Source organism: Microbispora bryophytorum (assembly GCF_006874465.1).
Taxonomy (GTDB): domain Bacteria; phylum Actinomycetota; class Actinomycetes; order Streptosporangiales; family Streptosporangiaceae; genus Microbispora; species Microbispora bryophytorum.
Genome location: NZ_VIRL01000024.1, coordinates 69,879 through 85,675, shown reverse-complemented (window position 1 = coordinate 85,675; position 15,797 = coordinate 69,879). Strand labels below are relative to the sequence as shown.

The following is a 15,797-nucleotide window of genomic DNA, read 5'->3' as shown; positions in this document are numbered from 1 at the left end:
CCGCCCACTGATCATCGCCCCGTGACCGTGATGATCGGGCACGTGTCGGATCGCCGCTCGGGTGTGGCGCTGTTTCCACCTCCCGGTGTCGATAGGCTGTTGGCACATCGGGCTAGGCATACGGTCACAGCCACACGGTCATTGGGAGGTCGGCATGGGCAGCGACGCTCGACGCGGCCGCCTGGTTGAGCTGCTCGGCCCGGTGGTCGCCGCCGAGGGATTCGACCTGGAGGACGTCACGGTCACACCGGCGGGCCGGCGGCGGCTGGTGCGTGTCGTGGTGGACAGGGACGGCGGCGTGAGCCTGGACGACGTGGCCGACGTGAGCCAGTCCGTCTCCAAGCGGCTGGACGAGGAGGACGTCCTCGGCGGCAGCGCGTACGTTCTCGAGGTCACCTCTCCCGGAGTGGACAGGCCGCTCACCGAGCCGCGCCACTGGCGCCGGGCGCGCGGGCGGCTGGTGCAGGCGGAGCTGAGTGACGGCGCCTCCGCGGAGGGCCGCGTGACCGAGGCCGACGAGACCGGCGTGGAGCTGGACGGCGCGCGCCGCATCGCGTACGCCGATCTGGTGCGCGGCCGGGTGCAGGTCGAGTTCAACCGGCGCGACGCCGGGCTCGACGACGAACTTGATGAGGGCCTCGATGTCGACGAAGACATCGACGACGCCGACGACGAGGGCTAGGGGGAGCCTTGTGGACATTGACATGAGCGTCCTGCGCAGCCTTGAGCGGGAGAAGGACATCTCCTTCGACCTGGTCGTCAAGGCGATCGAGGACGCATTGCTCATCGCGTACTTCCGCACGGAGGGCGCGGCGCAGAAGGCGCGGGCCGAGCTGGACCGCGGCACGGGCCATGTGATCATTTGGGCCGCCGAGCTGGACGAGAGCGGCGAGGTCGCGCGGGAGTACGACGACACCCCGTCCAACTTCAGCCGGATCGCCGCCACCACGGCGAAGCAGGTGATCCTCCAGCAGCTCCGCGACGCCGAGGACGAAGTCAACTTCGGCGAGTTCGCCAGCCGCGAGGGCGAGCTGGTCGCGGGCGTCATCCAGCAGGGCAAGGACCCGCGGGTGGTGCTGGTCGACCTCGGCAAGATCGAGGCGATCCTGCCGCACAACGAGCAGGTCCCGGGCGAGGAGTACGCGCACGGCGAGCGCATCCGCTGCTACGTGGTGCAGGTGAAGAAGGGGCCCAAGGGGCCGTCGGTCTCCCTGTCGCGCACGCACCCCAACCTCGTGAAGAAGCTGTTCGCGCTGGAGGTGCCGGAGATCGCCGACGGCACGGTGGAGATCGCGGCCATCGCCCGCGAGGCCGGCCACCGCACCAAGATCGCGGTGAGGTCGCGCAAGCCCGGCGTCAACGCCAAGGGCGCCTGCATCGGCCCGATGGGCTCGCGCGTGCGCAACGTCATGACGGAGCTGCACGGCGAGAAGATCGACATCATCGACTGGTCGGAGGATCCGGCCGAGTTCGTCGGGAATGCCCTGTCGCCCGCGCGTGTTTCCCGTGTCGACGTGGTCGACGCCGACAACCGCACCGCGCGTGTGATCGTGCCCGACTACCAGTTGTCCCTGGCGATCGGCAAGGAGGGCCAGAACGCCCGCCTCGCCAACCGCCTGACGGGCTGGCGGATCGACATCCGGCCGGACACCGAGCAGGCACCTGCTGATCCCGCTGATGCGTCGGCAAGGTAAGCTGGAATATGGTTACCAGGCAGCCCCGCTGAGAACGTGTGTGGGCTGCCGGGTTCGCACGGTAAAGTCCGAGTTGCTCCGCCTGGTCGTGGTCGAGGGCGTGATCGTCCCCGATACGCGAGGACGGCTCCCGGGACGCGGTGCCTCGTTGCATCCGTCCCCGCGCTGTCTGGAGCTCGCAGAGCGTCGCCGGGCGTTCCCACGCGCTTTCCGCGCGGAGGGATCGCTTGACACGTCGCTCTTGCAAGCTCACGTGGAGGGGTTGACGCCGGGGCGGTCCGGGTGAATGGTTACCGCTGGCCCCCGGTATCGGCTCCGGGAACCAGGGAACGACGAAATTGTCATGTAGGACGCCGAGTTGATGGGCGGAGTCAGATTGCTATGAGCGCCTGATGAGCACGCGGCGATGAGTACGTACAGGTAGCGACGGTCCGGCGGCACTGCGAGCCTCCCGGGCCGAGTTAGGGAGTGCAGTGGCGAAGGTCCGCGTATACGAGCTCGCCAAGGAGTTCGGGGTTGAGAGCAAGGTCGTGATGGCCAAGCTCACCGAAATGGGCGAGTTCGTGAGGTCGGCGTCCTCGACGATAGAGGCGCCGGTCGTCCGTAAACTGACTGAGGCGTTCAAGGGTGACGTCTCCAGGGGCGGGGGTAAGCCCGCCCGTCCGGCGCAGCCGAAGCCTGCGCCGAGGCCGGCAGACAGCCAGGCCAACGGGGGCGCCCCACAGGCGCCCGTTTCCCAGTCCACCGGAGCGATGGCCAAGCCGGGCCCGAAGCCCGGCCCGCGGCCCGCTCCGCGTCCGGTTCCGATGCCTCACCCGCCGGTGGCACAGCCCGTGGTGCAGCCGGAGGCGGCGCGCCCCGAGGCCGCCCGTCCGCAGACGCCTCGCCCGGATGTCGCGCGTCCCGCGGCCGCCGGTCCGAGGCAGGCTGCTCCCGGTGCCGGCGCTCCCGGCGCCGGTGCGCCCAAGCCGGGCCCGAGGCCGGCCCCGGCCCCGCGCCCGAGTGGCGCACCCGCCGGTCCCGGCGCGCCCGCGGGCGGCGGTCCGCGTTCCGGCGGGCCGAAGCCGGGTCCGCGTGGCCCGCGTCCGGGCAACAACCCGTTCTCCTCGACCGCGAGCGGCATGGGCCAGCGTCCCGCGCGGCCCGGTGGCCGCGACGGCGGTCGTCCCGACCGCGGGGACCGTCCCGAGCGTGGCGACGGCGCCCCTCGCGAGCCGCGTCGTGACGGCGCGCGCGATGGGGGCATGCCGCGTCCGCCGGGCGCGCGTTCCGGCGCTCCGGGCGCAGGCGGTCCGCGTCCCGGCCCCGGCGCAGGTGGTCCGCGTCCCGGCCCGGGCATGGGCGGTCCGCGTTCCGGCGCTCCGGGCGCAGGTGGTCCGCGTCCGGGTGGTCCGCGTCCGAACCCGATGATGATGCCGCAGGGCCGTCCGGCCGCGCCGGGCGGCGGTGGCCCGCGTCCCGGCGGCGGCGGTGGCCGTCCCGGTGGTCCCGGCGGCGGTGGCCGTCCGGGTGGCGGCGGCGGTCGTCCCGGCGGCGGCTTCGGCGGTCCGCGTCCCGGTGCCACGGGCACCGGTCGCCCCGGTGGTCCCGGCGGCGGTCCCGGTGGTGGCGGCGGCGGTTTCGCCGGTCGTCCCGGTGGTGGCGGCGGCCGTGGCCGCGGTGGCGGCACGGCGGGCGCGTTCGGGCGTCCGGGTGGCCGTCCGACCCGTGGCCGCAAGTCCAAGCGCCAGAGGCGCCAGGAGTTCGACAACATGCAGGCCCCGGCGATCGGCGGCGTGCAGGTTCCGCGTGGCGGCGGCCAGACCATCCGCCTCCCGCGTGGCGCGTCCCTGTCGGACTTCGCCGACCGGATCGGCGCCAACCCCGCCTCGCTCGTGCAGATCATGCTGCACCTCGGCGAGATGGTGACGGCGACCCAGTCGGTCAACGAGGAGACGCTGCAGCTTCTCGGCGCCGAGCTGGACTACAACGTCCAGGTCGTCAGCCCGGAGGAGGAGGACCGCGAGCTCCTCGAGTCCTTCAAGATCGAGTTCGGTGAGGACGAGGGCGACGAGGCCGACCTCGCGCCGCGCCCGCCGGTCGTGACCGTCATGGGTCACGTCGACCACGGTAAGACGAAGCTGCTCGACGCGATCCGCCACACCAACGTGGTGGCCCGCGAGGCCGGCGGCATCACCCAGCACATCGGCGCCTACCAGGTGGGGACGACGCACGAGGGTGAGCAGCGGAAGATCACCTTCATCGACACCCCGGGTCACGAGGCGTTCACCGCCATGCGTGCCCGTGGTGCGCAGGCCACCGACATCGCGGTGCTGGTGGTCGCGGCCGACGACGGTGTGAAGCCGCAGACCATCGAGGCGCTGAACCACGCCCAGGCGGCGAACGTCCCGGTCGTGGTGGCGGTCAACAAGATCGACAAGGAGGGCGCGGACCCGACCAAGGTGCGGGCCCAGCTCACCGAGTACGGCCTGGTGGCCGAGGAGTTCGGCGGCTCCACCCTGTTCGTGGACATCTCCGCCAAGCAGGGCGTCGGCATCGACAACCTGCTCGAGGCCATCCTGCTGACCGCGGACGCCGAGCTCGACCTGCGGGCCAACCCGGAGATGGACGCCCAGGGCCTCGCGATCGAGGCGCACCTCGACAAGGGCCGCGGCCCGGTCGCGACCGTGCTCGTGCAGCGCGGCACGCTCCGGGTGGGCGACTCGATCGTCTGTGGTGAGGCGTTCGGCCGCGTCCGCGCCATGCTGGACGACAACGGCGAGACGGTCGACGAGGCCGACCCGTCGCGTCCGGTCCTGGTCCTCGGTCTGACGGCCGTCCCGCGCGCCGGCGACAACTTCATCGTTGTCACCGACGACCGGATGGCCCGCCAGATCGCCCAGCAGCGGGCGGCCAGGCAGCGGATCGCCGACATGGCGAAGTCCGGTCGCCGCCGCACTCTCGAGGAGCTGTTCAAGGACCTCGAGAAGGGCCAGGTCGACGAGCTCAAGCTCATCATCAAGGGTGACGTCTCCGGTTCCGTTGAGGCCCTGGAGGACGCGCTGCTCAAGATCGACGTCGGCGAGGAGGTGCGCCTGCGGGTGCTCCACCGCGCGGTCGGCGCCATCACCGAGCACGACGTCAACCTGGCGATGGGCGACGACAACGCCGTCATCATCGGCTTCAACGTGCGGCCCGAGGTGCGGGCGCGCGATCTGGCCGAGCGCGAGGGCGTGGACATCCGGTACTACTCGGTCATCTACCAGGCGATCGAGGAGATTGAAGCGGCCCTCAAGGGCATGCTCAAGCCGGAGTTCGAGGAGGTCAGGACCGGCACCGCCGAGATCCGCGAGGTCTTCAAGGTTCCCAAGATCGGCAATGTCGCCGGTTCGATCGTCCGCTCGGGCGTGATCACCCGCAACAGCAAGGCCCGGATCATCCGCGACGGCGTCGTGGTGGCCGACAACCTCACCGTCTCGTCGCTGCGTCGCTTCAAGGACGACGCGACCGAGGTCCGCGAGGGCTTCGAGTGCGGTATCGGTGTCGGCTACAGCGACATCAAGATCGAGGACGTCATCGAGACGTTCGAGATGCAGGAGAAGCCGCGCGTCTGACGCTCCGTCCCGCCGCCCCCGCCACGCGCGGGGGCGGCGGTCGGGTGTCCGTGACGTGGTGACGAACTATGTTCATCGGTGCTCTTACTCTTGACATCCTGCTGGGCGACGTCCGTTCGCTGAAGCAGAAGCGCTCGGTGGTCCGGCCGATCGTCGCCGAGATCCAGCGCAAGTATCCCGCCGTCGCCGTCGCCGAGGCGGGCCACCTCGACCTGCACCGGCGCGCCGAGATCGGCGTCGCCGTCATATCGGCGTCCGCGGCGAACTGCGATGAGGTGCTGGACGCCTGCGAACGCCTCATCGCCTACCACCCCGAGATCGAGTTGCTGTCCGCGAGGCGGCGGCTCTTCAACGACCACGAGGAATAGACGGCCGGGGCCCGCGCGTCAGCCGTACAGATACGAGGGAGCGTGAGCATGGACGCAGCGCGTGCCAGGAAGCTGGCCGATCGCATCCAGCAGGTGGTCGCGGAGATGCTGGAGCGGCGGATCAAGGATCCACGGCTGGGTTTCGTGACGGTGACAGACGCGAGGGTCACCCCGGACCTGAGCGACGCGACCGTCTACTACACGGTTTTCGGCTCCGAGGCGGAGCGCGCCGACACGGCCGCCGCCCTGGAGAGCGCGAAGGGCGTCATCCGGTCGGAGGTCGGCCGGCAGACCGGCCTGCGGCACACTCCCGGCCTCACGTTCGTGCACGACCCGCTCCCGGACAACGCCCGCCACATGAACGACCTGTTCGCGCTGGCCAGGGCGAAGGACGAGGAGATCGCCCGCCAGGCGGAGGGCGCGGAGTTCGCCGGGGAGGCCGACCCCTATCGCTTCGAGGAGGACCTCGCCGCCGAGGCGGCCGAGGTGGCCGAGGCAGCCGGGGAGGCCGAGGGGGCGGGCGAGGACGAGCCCACCGGCCAGGCCGGCCGCCCCGTCCGGTGACCACGAACGAAGCCGCCCGCGAGGCGGACTGGCGGCGCGCGACCGAACTGATCCGCTCGGCCGGCACGGTGGCGCTCGCCTGTCACGTGTCGCCGGACGGGGACGCCCTCGGCTCGATGCTCGGCCTCGGGCTGGCGCTCGCGCGCACCGGCAAGAAGGTCGTGGCGTCCTTCGGCGACCGGGTCTTCGCGGTGCCCCGGCTGCTGCGGTTCCTGCCGGGGCAGAGCCTGCTGGTTGAGCCCTCGGCCTACCCCGCCGAGCCCGACCTGATGATCACCTTCGACGCCTCCACGATGGAGCGGCTGGGCCTGCTCGCGCCGCACGCGGGCAAGGCCGGCGAACTCGTCGTGATCGACCATCACGTGTCGAACACCCGCTTCGGGACGGTCCACCTCGTGGATCCCGGTGCGGCCTCGACCACGATGGTCGTCGACGAGCTCGTCAACCGGCTCGGCCTCCCGATCGACCGGGAGGTCGCCACCTGCCTGTACGCGGGGCTGGTGACCGACACCGGCTCCTTCCGGCACTCCATCACGACCCCGGCCGCGCACGCCATGGCCGGCCGGCTGCTGGCGACGGGGCTGCGACCGGAGGAGATCGCCAGAGAACTGTGGGACCGCTCGCCGTTCGCGTACCTGCGGGTGCTCGGCACGGCGCTCGGACGGGCCACCCTGGAGCCGGACGCCGTGGGCGGCCTGGGGCTGGTGTGGACCTCCGTGACCCGCGCCGACCGCGCCGCCGAGGGCCTGCCGTACGACGAGGTGGAAGGCATGATCGACGTCGTGCGCCGGGTCGACGAGGCGGAGGTCGCGGTCGTCCTCAAGGAGGACGACGAGGGCGGCTGGAACGTCTCGACCCGGTCGAAGGGCGCCGTGGACGTGGCCCGCGCCTGCGCCGCGCTCGGCGGCGGCGGTCACTCGCGTGCCGCCGGATTCTCCTCGGCGCTGCCCGTGGCGGACACCATGGCCGCCCTGCGGCCCCTCCTCGCCCCGGAAGGGAGCCGGTCGTGAGCACGGCCCAGCCGAAAAGGACACAGCCCAGAAGGACCCCGCCGCCGAGCGGTCTGATCATCGTGGACAAGCCCGCCGACTGGACGTCGCACGACGTCGTCGGCAAGATGCGCGGCGTCGCGGGGACCCGCAAGGTCGGCCACGCGGGCACGCTCGACCCGATGGCCACCGGCGTGCTGGTGATCGGGGTGGAGAAGGCGACCCGCCTCCTCGGGCACCTCGCGCTGACCGAGAAGGTCTACGAGGCGACGATCCGCCTCGGCGTGACGACGAACACCGACGACGCCGAGGGCGAGACGCTCGCCACCACCCCCGCCGGGCACGTCGCCGACGAGCAGGTGCGCAAGGGCGTCGCCGCGCTCACCGGCGAGATCATGCAGGTGCCGCCGCAGGTGAGCGCCATCAAGGTCGACGGGCAGCGGGCCTACAAGCTTGCCCGCGCCGGCGAGGAGGTGGCCCTGGCCGCCCGGCCGGTCACGATCCACGCGTTCGAGGTCGGGGAGATCCGGCGGACACCGGAGACGGTGGACCTGGACGCCGTGATCACCTGCTCCAGCGGCACCTACATCCGGGCGCTGGCCCGCGACCTCGGCGCGTCGCTCGGCGTCGGCGGCCATCTCACCCGGCTGCGCCGCACCCGGGTCGGGCCGTACGGCATCGAGGCGGCGCGCACGATCGAGGACCTCGCCCGGGAGTGTGTGATCATGCCCATGGCCGACGCGGTGGCGGCGGCCTTCCCCCGCAGGGACGTGGGCGAGGACGAGGCGCGGCTGGTCGCGCACGGCGGGAGGCTGCGCGCGGCGGGTCTCGGGCCGGGCCCGATCGGCGTCTTCGGGCCGGACGGCGCGCTGCTCGCGCTCGCCGAGGAGCGCGGCGGGGCCGCCAGGCCTCTGGTGGTCTTCGCCTCCTGACGCCGGGGGCTGGTTCCCCGGCACCCCGGGGGGCATGGCAGTCTTGTCTACTGCGCGCTTCCCCAGGCGAGGCAACTCAGCCGCCTTGCCGAAGGCAGGGCAATCGGACACAGAAGCGAGGTCGAGGTGCAGAGCTGGCACGGGCTGGACGAGGTCCCACTGGACTGGGGCAGGTCCGTCGTCACGATCGGCGTGTTCGACGGCGTGCATCTCGGTCATCAGCGGATGGTGGCCCGCGCGGTGGAGATGGCCCGCGACCTGGGGCTGCCCGCGGTGGCCGTCACCTTCGACCCGCACCCCGACGAGGTGGTGCGGCCCGGCAGTCACCCGCCGCGGCTCACCACCACCGACCGGCGGGCCGAGTTGCTCTTCGCGCTGGGGGTGGACGCGGTGTGCGTCCTGCCGTTCACGCTGGAGTTCTCCCGGATGTCTCCGGACGAGTTCGTCCAGACGGCTCTGGTCGACCGGCTGCACGCGGCGGGGGTCGTGGTGGGGGAGAACTTCCGCTTCGGCCACAAGGCGTCGGGCGACCTGGAGACGCTGCGGACACTGGGGGAGAAGTACGACTTCCAGGCCGAGGGCGTGCCCCTGGTCAGCGACGGCGACGCCATCTCCTCCACGGTGATCCGGGAACGGCTGTCCGTGGGTGACGTGACGGGCGCGGCCGTCCTGCTGGGCCGCCCGCACCGGGTCGAGGGCGTGGTGGTACGCGGCCATCAGCGTGGCCGTGCGCTCGGTTTCCCCACCGCCAACGTCGAGTCGCCGCACCACACCGCCATCCCCGCGGAGGGCGTCTACGCGGGATGGCTGCAGTGCACCCAGAGCCCCTCGCCGTACGAGGGGGAGCGCTGGCCGGCCGCGATCTCAATCGGGACCAACCCCACGTTCGACGGGGTGGAGCGCACGGTCGAGGCGTACGCGCTGGACCGCGACGACCTGGACCTGTACGGCGCGCACGTGGCCGTGGACTTCGGCGAGCGGCTGCGCGACACGCTCAGGTTCGACTCGATCGAGGCGCTGATCGAGCAGATGCACGACGACGTGGCCCGGGCCCGGGAGCTCACGTCCTGAAGAGCTGGTGTGACACGCCGTGTCCTACGGGCTGGTAAGGTGGTATGTCAGCCATGCTCAGGTGGTGTAAACCACCCCGGCTGTCCTGTCACGGCGACTGTAGGTACGCACGGTCGTTCGCGGGATGGGAATCGTTGCGCGTGCCATTTCACCAGAACGGAGAAGCAGTGTCGCTTGACGCCGCTATCACCAAGTCCATCATCGGCGAGTACGGCACCAGCGAGGGTGACACCGGGTCGCCGGAGGTCCAGATCGCGCTTCTGAGCAAGCGGATCAGCGACCTCACCGAGCACCTGAAGACCCACAAGCACGACCACCACAGCCGTCGTGGTCTGCTCCTGCTGGTGGGCCGCCGGCGTCGGCTGCTGAAGTACCTGCAGGCCAAGGACATCACCCGCTACCGCTCGCTCATTGAGCGGCTGGGCCTTCGCCGATAAGGTGAGGAAGGAGCGGCGATTCTTCGCCGCTCCTTTTCCATAACGGGCCACAATGGCCTGAGCACAACAACTGAACAGCCGAGACCAAGTGCCCCGCGTCCGCAAGCAAGCCGCAGCGCGATCCCGCGGCGTGAGAGGGCCGGTCCTCGGTAGTGGCCCCCGGTCGGCACGGCGACAGCCGTGCGGACGGACCGGGCGCTTCGATCGAAGACCGGCACTGCACCTGAACGGGGAGCCCGGCGACGCAGGACGCGGGAGACCGACCCAAAGAGGAGGTCCCCCGTGGAGGGTGTCCACAGCACAGAGGCCGTTATCGACAACGGTCCCTTCGGCACGCGCACGATCAGGTTCGAGACCGGGCGGCTGGCCCGGCAGGCGGCGGGCAGCGCCGTCGCGTACCTGGACGACGAGACGATGATCCTGTCCGCGACCACCGCGTCCAAGCATCCCAAGGAGAACCTGGACTTCTTTCCGCTGACGGTCGACGTCGAGGAGCGGATGTACGCGGCCGGCCGCATTCCCGGCTCGTTCTTCCGCCGGGAGGGCAGGCCGTCCGAGGACGCGATCCTCACCTGCCGTCTCATCGACCGGCCGCTGCGCCCGTCGTTCGTGAAGGGCCTGCGCAACGAGATCCAGATCGTCGCGACGATCATGGCCCTGCAGCCCGAGCACCTGTACGACGTGATCGCGATCAACGCCGCGAGCATGTCCACGCAGCTCGCCGGGCTGCCGTTCTCCGGCCCGATCGGCGGCGTGCGCGTCGCGCTGATCGACGGCCAGTGGGTGGCGTTCCCGACCCACACCGAGCTGGAGCGCGCCACGTTCGACATGGTCGTCGCCGGGCGCGTCCTGGCCGACGGCGACGTCGCGATCATGATGGTCGAGGCCGAGTCGACCCGCGACACGCTCAAGCTGGTCGCCGAGGGCGCGGTCGCCCCGACCGAGGAGACCGTGGCCCAGGGCCTGGAGGCCGCCAAGCCGTTCATCAAGGTGCTCTGCGAGGCCCAGTCGAAGCTGGCCCAGGTCGCCGCGAAGCCGACCGCCGAGTATCCGATCTTCCTCGACTACCAGGACGACGTCCTGGAGGCCGTGACCGCCGCCGTCAAGAACGAGCTCGCCTCGGCGCTGACGATCGCGGGCAAGCAGGAGCGCGAGCTGGAGATCGAGCGCGCCAAGATGCTGGCGGCCGAGAAGCTGCTGCCCGACTTCGAGGGCCGTGAGAAGGAGATCGGCGCCGCGTTCCGGTCGCTCACCAAGAAGCTGATGCGCGAGCGCGTCGTCGGCGAGGGCGTCCGCATCGACGGCCGTGGCCCGAAGGACATCCGGCAGCTCAACGCCGAGGTCCACGTGGTGCCGCGGGTGCACGGGTCGGCCCTGTTCGAGCGGGGCGAGACGCAGATCCTCGGCGTCACGACCCTGAACATGCTGCGCATGGAGCAGATGATCGACACGCTCAATCCCGAGCGGACCAAGCGCTACATGCACAACTACAACTTCCCGCCGTACTCCACGGGCGAGACGGGCCGCGTCGGTTCGCCGAAGCGCCGTGAGATCGGCCACGGCGCGCTGGCCGAGCGGGCGCTGATCCCCGTGCTGCCGTCGCGCGAGGAGTTCCCGTACGCCATCCGCCAGGTGTCGGAGGCGCTCGGGTCGAACGGCTCGACCTCCATGGGGTCGGTCTGCGCATCCACGATGGCCCTGCTCGACGCGGGTGTCCCGCTCAGGGAGATGGTCGCCGGCATCGCGATGGGCCTGATCGGCGAGGGTGACACCTTCGTCACGCTGACCGACATCCTCGGCGCCGAGGACGCCATGGGCGACATGGACTTCAAGGTCGCCGGCACCAAGGACGTGATCACCGCGCTCCAGCTCGACACCAAGCTGGACGGCATCCCGGCCCACGTGCTGGCCGCGGCGCTGAAGCAGGCGAGGGGCGCCCGGCTGGCGATCCTCGACGTGATGCAGGAGGCCATCGACGCTCCGGCGGAGATGAACCCGACCGCGCCGCGCATCATCACGATCAAGGTCCCGGTCGACAAGATCGGCGAGGTCATCGGCCCCAAGGGCAAGATGATCAACCAGATCCAGGACGACACGGGCGCCGAGATCACCATCGAGGACGACGGCACGATCTACATCGGCGCCACCGACGGCCCGTCCGCCGAGGCCGCCCGTACGCTGATCAACGGCATCGCGAACCCGCACATGCCGGAGGTCGGCGAGCGTTACCTGGGCACGGTCGTCAAGATCGCCGCCTTCGGCGCGTTCGTCTCGCTGCTGCCGGGCAAGGACGGCCTGCTGCACGTCTCGCAGATCCGCAAGCTGCACGGCGGCCGCCGGATCGAGAACGTCGAGGACGTCATGAACGTCGGCGAGAAGATCCAGGTGGAGATCGCCGAGATCGACTCGCGCGGCAAGCTCTCGCTGATCCCGGTCGAGGTGGTCGAGAAGGAGGCCGCCGAGAAGGACGCCGCGGGCGAGAACGGCGAGAACGGCGAGGCCGCGTCCGCTCCGGCGGAGGCCGCCGCCGCGCCGGCCGAGGGAGACGAGCAGCCGCGGGCTCCGCGCCGCAGCCGCAGCCGGACCCGGGGCGGACGGGACGAGCGCAACTCGTGACGACCGAGACACTGTTTCCGGGTAAGGACGGTGCGGGGGTCATCCGCCGCACCGTCCTCCCCGGCGGCCTGCGGGTCGTGACGGAGACGATGCCGACCGTACGCAGTGTGGCGGTAGGCCTGTGGGTGGGCATCGGGTCGCGGGACGAGGCCCCCGAGCACATGGGGGCCACCCACTTCCTGGAGCACCTGCTCTTCAAGGGCACGCCCACGCGCGACGCCATGGAGATCTCGGCGTCCATCGAGGGCATCGGCGGTGAGATCAACGCGTTCACCGCCAAGGAGTACACCTGCTACTACGCCCGGGTGCTCGACGAGGATTTGCCGGTGGCGATCGACGTGCTCGCCGACGTGGTGACCTCCTCGCTGATCACCGAGGAGGACGTGGAGTCGGAGCGCGGCGTGATCCTTGAGGAGATCGCCATGCACGACGACGATCCCTCCGACGTGGTGCACGAGCAGTTCTCCGCCGAGCTGTACGGCGACACGCCGATCGGCCGCCCGATCCTCGGCAACGAGGAGTCGATCAACACGCTCACCCGTGACCGCATCCACGAGTACTACCAGCGGTTCTACATCCCGCCCCGCACCGTGGTGTCCGTGGCGGGCAACGTCGACCACGAGCGGGTGGTCGCGCTGGTCGCGGCGGCGTACGAACGGGCGGGCGCGCTGGGCGGCTCCGCCGCGCCGGCGCCCCCGCGCATCGGCGGCCCCGGCGTCGACGTCAGGACCGGCGTCCGCGTGGTCGACCGGCCCACCGAGCAGGCCAACCTGGTCCTCGGCATGACCGCCTTCGACCGCAACGACGACCGGCGCTTCGCCCTCGGCGTGTTGAACGCCGCGCTCGGCGGCGGGATGTCGTCGCGCCTGTTCCAGGAGATCCGGGAGAAGCGCGGCCTGGCCTACAGCGCCTACAGCTACACCTCGCAGTACGCCGACACCGGCCAGTTCGGCATCTACGTGGGCTGCCTGCCCTCGAAGGTGGACGACGTGCTGAAGATCTGCCGTGACGAGGTGGCCAGGGTCGTGGCCGAGAGGATCACCGAGGAGGAGATCGCGCGCGGCAAGGGCCAGATGCGCGGCGGACTCGTGCTCGGCCTGGAGGACACCGGCTCGCGCATGTCCAGGATCGGCAAGAGCGAGCTCGTGTACGAGCGGCTCATGACGGTCGACGAGGTGCTCGGGCGGATCGAGGCGGTCACCCCCGCGGAGATCGCCTCGGTCGCCGCGGACATCCTCAACCGGCCGCTGACGCTCGCGGTGATCGGTCCCTACAGCGACAAGGACTTCGGCTCCGCCATCGCCTGACCGTGCCTTCGACGGCCGCGCCGGTGCTATTGCGCACCGGCGCGGCCTCGTCGTTCATCCCCGTCCATCCCCTACGGCTCTCGCCGGGGCGGCGCCTCCCGCCGCACGGGACTCGGGCGCGCCGGTCCGCTCCTCGCCGTCCCGCCCCCCGCCGTCACGTATAGCCTTGGGCGCGTGATTAAGGTCGGTGTTCTGGGCGCCCGCGGGCGCGTGGGTGTGGAAGTGTGCAAGGCCGTCGCGGCGGCCGATGACCTGGAGCTCGTGGCGGAGGTCGACAAGGACGACTCGCTCGACGCGCTGACCGGGGCAGAGGTGGTGGTGGACTTCACCCACCCCGACATCGTCATGGGCAACCTCGAGTGGTGCGTCTCCCACGGCATCCACACGGTCGTGGGCACGACCGGTTTCGACGCCGGACGGCTGGAGACCGTGCGGGGCTGGCTGGCCGCCAACCCCGGCACGAATTCGCTCATCGCCCCCAACTTCGGCATCGCGGCCGTGCTGATGATGCACTTCGCCGCGCAGGCGGCCAAGCACTTCGAGTCGGTCGAGATCGTCGAACTGCACCACCCGCACAAGGCCGACGCCCCCTCGGGCACCGCCCGCCGTACGGCGGAGCTGGTGGCGCAGGCACGGCGCGAGGCCGGTCTCGGCCCCTCTCCCGACGCGACCACCACCGCGCTCGACGGCGCCAGGGGCGCGGAGGTCGACGGTGTCCACGTGCACGCCGTACGGCTCGCGGGGCTGATCGCCCATCAGGAGGTCATCCTGGGCGGTGAGGGGGAGACGCTCACGATCCGGCACGACACGATGAACCGGGCGTCGTTCACGCCGGGCGTCCTGCTGGGCGTACGCCGGGTGCAGGAGCTCGACGGCCTCACCGTGGGCCTGGAGCGCCTCCTCGACCTGCGGTAGTCCGCCCGCCGCCCGGCCTGTCGTCGCGCCGGTGTGATCGCCGTGTCAGGCGGAACACGCGGTGCCGGACAGGCGCGGGCGGCCCCTTGCCGCCCCTCGAACGGTCGGCTCAGGACCTGCTCAGGACCTGCTCAGGGTGATGAACGGGCCGCCGCCCTCGGGCGGGTAGTAACGGTCCACCTCGTGGGACTCGGCTCCCGTACCTCGTCGAGGGCCAGCGGGTCATCGGGAATGATCACATTGTGGGCGTGCCGCCAGTCCTCGATGGTGGCGTCGGTCACCGGTGCGATCCGCAGGGGTGGCATGGGAGACATGCAAACGGTACCGGCGTCGTGCGGCAAACGATTTTCGCACCGCGAGGCCGGCGAGCGGTGACGCTGCGAGAGGCATCCGTCAGAACAGGGCCAGGCCGAGGGTGAACAGTGCGCCGAAGACGAGTTGCAGGCGGCCGGTCTGCTGGAGCGTCGCGATGAGCGCCGGACCGGTCGCCCCCGCGCGGACCGTCTTGATCGGGGTCACCACGAGGGGGAGCGCCAGCACGGTCAGCGCGGCGAAGGGCCGCGCCGGCACCAGGGCGAGCGCGAACACGAACGGCAGCACCAGGGTCGCCGAGTAGGCCAGGCGCGTGCGGCTGTCACCCAGCACCACGGCCAGCGTGCGCTTGCCGGAGGGGCCGTCGGTCACGATGTCGCGCAGGTTGTTGACCACGAGGAGCGCGCAGGCGAGCAGCCCCACGGGCACGGCGGCGGCCAGCGAGAGCCAGGTCAGCCGCTCCACCTGGACGTACGTCGTCCCGGCGACGGCCACGATGCCGAAGAACACGAAGACAGAGATCTCGCCGAGCGCGCGGTAGCCGTACGGGCGGGAGCCTCCGGTGTAGAACCAGGCGGCCAGGATGGAGGCGAGGCCGACGAGCAGCAGCCACCAGGCCTGGGTGGCCACCACCAGGACGAGCCCGGCGACCGCGGCGGCGAGGAAGCAGCCGAGGGCGGCGGTGAGCACCTGCTTCGGGGCCGCGACGCCCGAGCCGACCAGCCGCAGGGGGCCCACGCGGTCCTTGTCGGTGCCCTTCACGCCGTCGCTGTAGTCGTTGGCGTAGTTGACCCCGACCTGCAGAGCCAGCGCGACGAACAGCGCGAGCAGGGCGCGCCACCAGACCGCGCCGTCCTCCGCGACGGCGGCACCGGTGCCGACGGCGACCGGGACGACGGCGGCGGGCAGCGTACGGGGGCGTGCGCCCGCTAACCATTGAGCTGGGGTGGCCACGTGACTCCCTTTTCCTACCTGTGCGTAGCCGGTAAAGGCGTACCT

General features: G+C 71.2%; 14 protein-coding genes. 13 read left to right on the top strand and 1 reads right to left on the bottom strand.

Features of this window, described 5'->3' with window-relative positions; genetic code table 11:
* Positions 1 to 154: 154 nt before the first annotated feature.
* The 13 genes from rimP (at position 155) to dapB (ending at position 14,486) form a co-directional block, all read left to right on the top strand.
* Positions 155 to 682: a ribosome maturation factor RimP gene (gene rimP / locus FLX07_RS31400; RefSeq protein ID WP_142575318.1), complete on the top strand. Its 528-nt coding sequence runs from the start codon at positions 155 to 157 to the stop codon at positions 680 to 682.
* A gap of 22 nt (positions 683 to 704) precedes the next feature.
* Positions 705 to 1,694, top strand: coding sequence for a transcription termination factor NusA (gene nusA, locus FLX07_RS31395; RefSeq protein WP_208762480.1), 990 nt, complete (start codon positions 705 to 707; stop codon positions 1,692 to 1,694).
* On the top strand, positions 1,678 to 1,980 hold the full coding sequence (locus tag FLX07_RS31390) for a YlxR family protein (protein WP_142575316.1): 303 nt from the start codon (positions 1,678 to 1,680) through the stop codon (positions 1,978 to 1,980). The genes nusA and FLX07_RS31390 overlap by 17 nt, the downstream gene beginning before the upstream one ends.
* A 187-nt stretch (positions 1,981 to 2,167) precedes the next feature.
* Positions 2,168 to 5,287 (top strand): translation initiation factor IF-2, encoded by a 3,120-nt coding sequence (infB, locus tag FLX07_RS31385; RefSeq protein WP_142575315.1) that lies wholly within the window; start codon positions 2,168 to 2,170, stop codon positions 5,285 to 5,287.
* 68 nt (positions 5,288 to 5,355) lie between these two features.
* Positions 5,356 to 5,655, top strand: a complete 300-nt coding sequence (locus tag FLX07_RS31380) for a DUF503 domain-containing protein (RefSeq protein WP_142575314.1) — start codon at positions 5,356 to 5,358, stop codon at positions 5,653 to 5,655.
* 48 nt (positions 5,656 to 5,703) lie between these two features.
* Positions 5,704 to 6,219 (top strand): 30S ribosome-binding factor RbfA, encoded by a 516-nt coding sequence (rbfA, locus tag FLX07_RS31375; RefSeq protein ID WP_142575313.1) that lies wholly within the window; start codon positions 5,704 to 5,706, stop codon positions 6,217 to 6,219.
* Entirely contained in the window at positions 6,216 to 7,229 is a 1,014-nt protein-coding gene (locus tag FLX07_RS31370) for a DHH family phosphoesterase (RefSeq protein WP_142575312.1), read from the top strand. Before rbfA ends, FLX07_RS31370 begins: the two co-directional genes overlap by 4 nt.
* Positions 7,226 to 8,140 carry a tRNA pseudouridine(55) synthase TruB gene (truB, locus tag FLX07_RS31365; protein ID WP_142575311.1) on the top strand — a complete coding sequence of 305 codons (915 nt, stop codon included), beginning with the start codon at positions 7,226 to 7,228 and terminating at the stop codon, positions 8,138 to 8,140. The genes FLX07_RS31370 and truB overlap by 4 nt, the downstream gene beginning before the upstream one ends.
* Positions 8,141 to 8,266: 126 nt before the next feature.
* Positions 8,267 to 9,211: a bifunctional riboflavin kinase/FAD synthetase gene (locus tag FLX07_RS31360; RefSeq protein ID WP_142575310.1), complete on the top strand. Its 945-nt coding sequence runs from the start codon at positions 8,267 to 8,269 to the stop codon at positions 9,209 to 9,211.
* A gap of 167 nt (positions 9,212 to 9,378) precedes the next feature.
* On the top strand, positions 9,379 to 9,648 hold the full coding sequence (gene rpsO, locus FLX07_RS31355; protein WP_142575309.1) for a 30S ribosomal protein S15: 270 nt from the start codon (positions 9,379 to 9,381) through the stop codon (positions 9,646 to 9,648).
* 282 nt (positions 9,649 to 9,930) lie between these two features.
* Positions 9,931 to 12,264, top strand: a complete 2,334-nt coding sequence (locus FLX07_RS31350) for a polyribonucleotide nucleotidyltransferase (protein WP_142575308.1) — start codon at positions 9,931 to 9,933, stop codon at positions 12,262 to 12,264.
* Positions 12,261 to 13,571 carry a M16 family metallopeptidase gene (locus FLX07_RS31345; RefSeq protein ID WP_142575307.1) on the top strand — a complete coding sequence of 437 codons (1,311 nt, stop codon included), beginning with the start codon at positions 12,261 to 12,263 and terminating at the stop codon, positions 13,569 to 13,571. Before FLX07_RS31350 ends, FLX07_RS31345 begins: the two co-directional genes overlap by 4 nt.
* Before the next feature lie 174 nt (positions 13,572 to 13,745).
* A complete protein-coding gene (dapB, locus tag FLX07_RS31340) occupies positions 13,746 to 14,486 on the top strand; it encodes a 4-hydroxy-tetrahydrodipicolinate reductase (protein ID WP_142575306.1) in 741 nt (246 codons plus the stop codon).
* Between the two features lie 393 nt (positions 14,487 to 14,879).
* On the opposite strand, the gene FLX07_RS31335 is transcribed toward dapB, so the two are convergent.
* Positions 14,880 to 15,752, bottom strand: coding sequence for a 1,4-dihydroxy-2-naphthoate polyprenyltransferase (locus tag FLX07_RS31335; RefSeq protein ID WP_142575305.1), 873 nt, complete (start codon positions 15,750 to 15,752; stop codon positions 14,880 to 14,882).
* Between the last annotated feature and the right edge of the window lie 45 nt (positions 15,753 to 15,797).

Excerpts from the sequence above, each read along its gene's own strand:
- rimP (WP_142575318.1), top strand. The coding sequence starts at position 155 with ATGGGCAGCGACGCTCGACGCGGCCGCCTGGTTGAGCTGCTCGGCCCG.
- nusA (WP_208762480.1), top strand. The coding sequence starts at position 705 with ATGAGCGTCCTGCGCAGCCTTGAGCGGGAGAAGGACATCTCCTTCGAC.
- FLX07_RS31390 (WP_142575316.1), top strand. The coding sequence starts at position 1,678 with ATGCGTCGGCAAGGTAAGCTGGAATATGGTTACCAGGCAGCCCCGCTG.
- FLX07_RS31380 (WP_142575314.1), top strand. The coding sequence starts at position 5,356 with ATGTTCATCGGTGCTCTTACTCTTGACATCCTGCTGGGCGACGTCCGT.
- rbfA (WP_142575313.1), top strand. The coding sequence starts at position 5,704 with ATGGACGCAGCGCGTGCCAGGAAGCTGGCCGATCGCATCCAGCAGGTG.